The 4,334-nt window shown below is 72.2% G+C and carries 6 protein-coding genes; 3 read left to right on the top strand and 3 right to left on the bottom strand.

Going from position 1 to position 4,334, the window contains the following annotated elements:
- From A5714_RS26600 to A5714_RS11985, 3 genes are all read left to right on the top strand, one after another.
- Window positions 1–442, top strand: a 442-nt coding sequence (locus tag A5714_RS26600; protein ID WP_068285422.1) for a hypothetical protein, incomplete at its 5' end; no start/stop codon positions are given.
- Complete coding sequence (locus tag A5714_RS11990; protein WP_068285421.1) at window positions 433–1,410, top strand: hypothetical protein; 978 nt, start codon at window positions 433–435, stop codon at window positions 1,408–1,410. The genes A5714_RS26600 and A5714_RS11990, both read left to right, overlap by 10 nt.
- On the top strand, window positions 1,407–2,333 hold the full coding sequence (locus A5714_RS11985) for a hypothetical protein (RefSeq protein ID WP_068073753.1): 927 nt from the start codon (window positions 1,407–1,409) through the stop codon (window positions 2,331–2,333). The genes A5714_RS11990 and A5714_RS11985 overlap by 4 nt, the downstream gene beginning before the upstream one ends.
- Before the next feature lie 43 nt (window positions 2,334–2,376).
- On the opposite strand, the gene A5714_RS26110 is transcribed toward A5714_RS11985, so the two are convergent.
- The 3 genes from A5714_RS26110 to A5714_RS11975 form a co-directional block, all read right to left on the bottom strand.
- Entirely contained in the window at window positions 2,377–2,661 is a 285-nt protein-coding gene (locus A5714_RS26110) for a hypothetical protein (protein ID WP_156747284.1), read from the bottom strand.
- A complete protein-coding gene (locus tag A5714_RS25355) occupies window positions 2,658–3,671 on the bottom strand; it encodes a zinc-binding dehydrogenase (protein ID WP_231975874.1) in 1,014 nt (337 codons plus the stop codon). Before A5714_RS25355 ends, A5714_RS26110 begins: the two co-directional genes overlap by 4 nt.
- Window positions 3,672–3,740: 69 nt before the next feature.
- Window positions 3,741–4,136: a YchJ family protein gene (locus A5714_RS11975; protein WP_068285419.1), complete on the bottom strand. Its 396-nt coding sequence runs from the start codon at window positions 4,134–4,136 to the stop codon at window positions 3,741–3,743.
- Window positions 4,137–4,334: the final 198 nt, after the last annotated feature.

Here is a 4,334-nt window from a genome sequence, read left to right as displayed (position 1 = left end):
GCCGCAACCGTACTCGCAGTGGTGGCTGTGGTGGGCCGTGTTGCTGATCGTCGGCGTCATCGCCTGGTACGCGGCGCTTTTCGTGGGGACCCTGCCCGCACGCCGACTGCGGCGCATGCCCCTGGCGCGACGTGTGCACGCCCGGGTGCTCCGCAACCGCTTCGCGCGCCGCGTGCAGCGCATCGCCGGCGATCACGACGCCGGGCGGACAACGGCTTCCGCGGCGTGCGGGGCGATCAGCCGGACCCTGCGCAGCTTCCTCCACCAAGCGACCGGCGAGCCGGCGCAGTACCTACAGCTGGACGCCCTGGCCGAGGGAAACCTGTCCGCCGCGGCGCCGCTGCTGGGCCGGCTCGCCGACGCGCAGTTCAATGCCGACGCGCGGGTCGACGTCGCCGACGTGAGCGCCTCGGCCCAGGAGCTGATCCGCTCGTGGACCTGAAATGGTGGCCGGTCGCGGCCCTCGGGTCCGCCGGCGTCGTCGCCATAGTGGCCCTGGCGGCACTGCTCCCGATGACCGCCGCCCGGCGGCGGCTGCGCCCCCTGGCCAACGTCGCACGGTTGACCCGGCTGCCCGAATACGCGAAAGTGGCTCGGCTGCGGTCCCTTTCCACCGCCGTTACCTTGGTGGTGCTGGCGGTCATGTACTTTGCCGCCACCTGGGCCGCGGCCCGCCCGACCGTGGCCGGCACCGACTTCGACGCCGCCCACCCCGAAGACATCATGCTGTGCGCCGGTCAGGCCGTGCCCGACAGCGCGACGGCCGAACTGCTGGGCTACTTCGCGCGGCAGGCAGCCACCGCCCCGCCGAACCAGCGCATCGGCCTCACGACGGTCGACCGTCGCGTGGTGCCGCTGACACGCGACCACCAATACGCGGCGGAACGCTTCAGCGAATCCACCGATGCCCGTCGGGCCCAGGCGGCGGGATTCGCGCCCAACGTGCCGTATGAGGACTATGCGCCGTCCGTCAATGATGTTCTGGCGCTGTGCTTCTCGGGGTTCCCCTCGAACGAGAACGGGGACGGCCACCGGCGCTCGGTCATCTACCTGGGCCCGTCCACACTCCGCGCCGCCGACGACCCCCGGGCCACCCTGTTCACCGACGCCGGCGCGCGGGATCTCGCCACGCGCCTGGGCGTGCAGCTCAACGTGATCGACACGGCCCCCTCGGGCGCGAGCGAGTCGTTGGTCGCCCTCGCGCGACAGACCGGCGGTCGTTACGTCGCCGCCGGGCAGAAATCGGTGACGGGAGCGCTCAACGACATCCGCGCGCACGCTCCCCCGGCACGACTGGCGGACGGCACCGTGGTGACCGCGGAACACCGCGACGCGCCGGCGGCGCCGCTGGTGATCGCGATGCTGTGCGCGGCCGTATTGTCCGTGGCCCTTTTGGTGTTGCGCCGATGACCTTCGACCCCGTGCTGCCGTGGCCGATCCTCGCCGTCGTCGCCGGTGCGTTGCTGTTCGCGCGCCTGGTGGCGCTGCGCCAGGTGCTCATCGCGAACGTGCACAGGCCGCGGCGAGCCCGCGCGGCGCTGCGTTGGGCCGGTGTCACCCTCACCGTCTTGCTGCTCCTCCTGGCGGTCACCCGCCCGGCGCTGCGCGATGACCGCACGCGCCGCGACACCACGCCGGCGGCCGGGGCGGACCTCAACGTGTTCCTCGTCGTCGATCGATCGGCCGGAGTGGCCGACCCGGACGGCGACGCCGGAGCTGCGCGGATCGGACCCATCCGCGACGACGTCGCGGCCGTACTCAAGCAATATCCGGGGGCGCGGTATGCGCTCGTCGGCTTCGCGTCGCGGGCCTCATTGGACTGGCCGCTGTCCGCGGACGTGTGGAGCCTGCAACCGACCGTCGCGGCGCTCGCCCCCCAGGACGCCCGGGCAGACGCGAACGCCGGCGCTGCCGACAATGTGCTGCGCTACCAGTTAATTCAGGCCACCCAGCAGTATCCGGGCTCACGCAACGTCGTGCTCTATTTCGGCTCGGGCGCACCCGGATCGCGCCAACCGCAGGGTGACTTCAACCTCCTCGGCGGGTCGGTGGCCGGGGGAGCGGTGCTGGGATACGGCAGCGGCGACGCCATCGACGAACCCGAATTGCACCGCATCGCAGCACAACTCGGCGTCCCCTATGAGCGCCGGGAAGCCGGCCGGCCCTTCCACCCGGCCCTGCCCGCTGCTGCGGACAGGGCGGAGGCCGTCGACCGAACCGAGCTCTACTGGTTGCCCGCCCTGGTGGCCGCGGTCCTGCTGCTCGCCGAGATCTACCTGTCCATCCGCCAGTTCCGTCGCGGACGCCTCGCCCGACGGGACCTCGCGACGTGACCCGCGCCCCGGCCCGGTTGCGGCTGCGGCGGCTGCTGCTGCTCTACTCGGCGCCCGGCACCGCCGTCGCGCTGCTGATCGCCCTCAAGCTCCTCTCCGTTGCGCTTGCCGGGAATTCGGCGGTCCACTCGTTCGCCCGCGGCGACGGTGACGCCATCGCGGCCGACGCGGCGATCCTCGGCCTCGCCAACGTGGTGGAACCGGCGAAGGCGCCGTTTGTCGCGGGGATCGCCGCCGTGCTGGGCGGCCGGCTCGCCGACGCCGACGCCGACTTCACCGAGGCGCTGGCCCACACCGACAATGTCGGCTCCTGCCCGGTGCTGGTCAACCTCGAACTGGTCCGCGAAACCCAGGGCGACCGGGCCGCGGCGGCCGGAGATCGCTCGCGCGCCGACGAGCGCTACGGGAGCGCGCTGTCCATCGTCGAGCGCGCGCCGCGGGCCTGTTTCGCCGGCAACACCGACCCGGATCAGCAGCGGCGGGCTCTGCGCGACGACGCCCCGAACCGATTGCGAGCCAAGCGGTCGCGCTGGCGGCCTCCTCCATGGCGTTGAGGATCTGGCTGGCCAGCGTTCCGCCGCCCGTGGCGTCGAAGGCGAGGGTGGCGGATGTCGCCGTGAGCGCCTCGACGAGGTCGGCCGAGAAGGACGGCGAGGTCGAATTGAGCACGTGGGTCGCGCCGAGCGACCTCAGTAGCTGCTCTTGCTCGGGCTTGCGGACGATGTTCACCAGTGGGATGCCGTCGCGCGCGCAGAGCTTGACCAGCATCTGGCCGAGGTTGGACGCGGCGGCGGTGTGGACCAGAGCCGTATGGCCTTCGCGCCGAAGGGTTTCCGTCATGCCGAGCGCGGTCATCGGGTTGACGAACGAGGCGGCGCCGTCCCTGGCCGTCGCGCCGTCGGGCAGCACGAGACAGGCCGCGGCGTCGATCGCGCGGTATTGCGCGTACATCGCGCCGCCGGCGATCGCGACCGTCTTGCCGAGCAGCGCCTGGGCCGCGTCGGAGGATCCCGCGGCCACCACGGTGCCGGCCCCCTCGTTGCCCACCGGCAGTGACTTGTCGAGGCGCGCGGTCAGTGCCTTAAGGCTGGCCTGGGCGACGGGCGCGGTGACGACGGGACGCGTGGCGGTGCCGCTGACCGTTGCCGCGCTCAGGTCCGCGCTCGCGACGAGTAAGCCGAGGTCGGAGGGGTTGATCGGCGAGGCCTCGACGCGCACCAGCACCTCGTCGGCCCCGGGTGTCGGTACGGGCACGTCGTGCAGCGAGATTTCCAGCGTGCCGTCGGAGGTCACCAACGACCGCAGTTCGAGGGCGGTGTCGGGCAGGTCTGCGGTCATGGCGGTGCCTCGTTCCTCGGGTTGCTTGGGGTGGGTTGGGCGATCAGAGCGTGTCAACGCCGGAATTGGTCACGGATCTTCCGCGGCGCCGACATGGAACCAGCGGCCCGCCCGGCGCTGGAAGCGGCTGCGCTCGTGCAGGAGCCCGGTGCGTCCCCGCGACCGGAAGTGGGCGGTGAACTCCACTTCGCCGGTGTCGTCGGCGGGTCTGCCCGCGACGGTGTCGATGACCTGCAAGCCGGTCCAGGTGATGGCGGGATCGACGGTGACGTCGGGCGGGCGTGTGCGAGGGTGCCAGGTGCGGAACAGATAGTCGGCGTCGGCGTAGGCGAAGGCCGAGTACCGCGAGCGCATCAAGGCCTCGGCCGAGTGGGCCTGCGATTCGCCGAGGTGCAACGGGCCGCAACACGCGCGGTAACCGGCGCCGCTGCCGCACGGGCACGGCGGCCCGTCGAACTCGTTCACTCCGCCAGCCTGACAGACCGTTACGGCGCGCCGCCCGCGGCGTCCTGCAGCACCTGCTGCAACTTGTCGAGCGGAGCGCCTCCCGTGGGATCGAGCCGCCGCGGCGGGATTTCCCGGCCGTCGGGTCCGACGGTGGTGGACGCCGCGGGCGGCGCGCCGTAACGGTCTGTCAGGCTGGCGGAGTGAACGAGTTCGACG

Origin of the sequence: Mycobacterium sp. E2462, from assembly GCF_001672685.1 — a bacterium.
Lineage (GTDB): Bacteria > Actinomycetota > Actinomycetes > Mycobacteriales > Mycobacteriaceae > Mycobacterium.
This window is presented reverse-complemented; position numbering and strand designations above follow the sequence as displayed.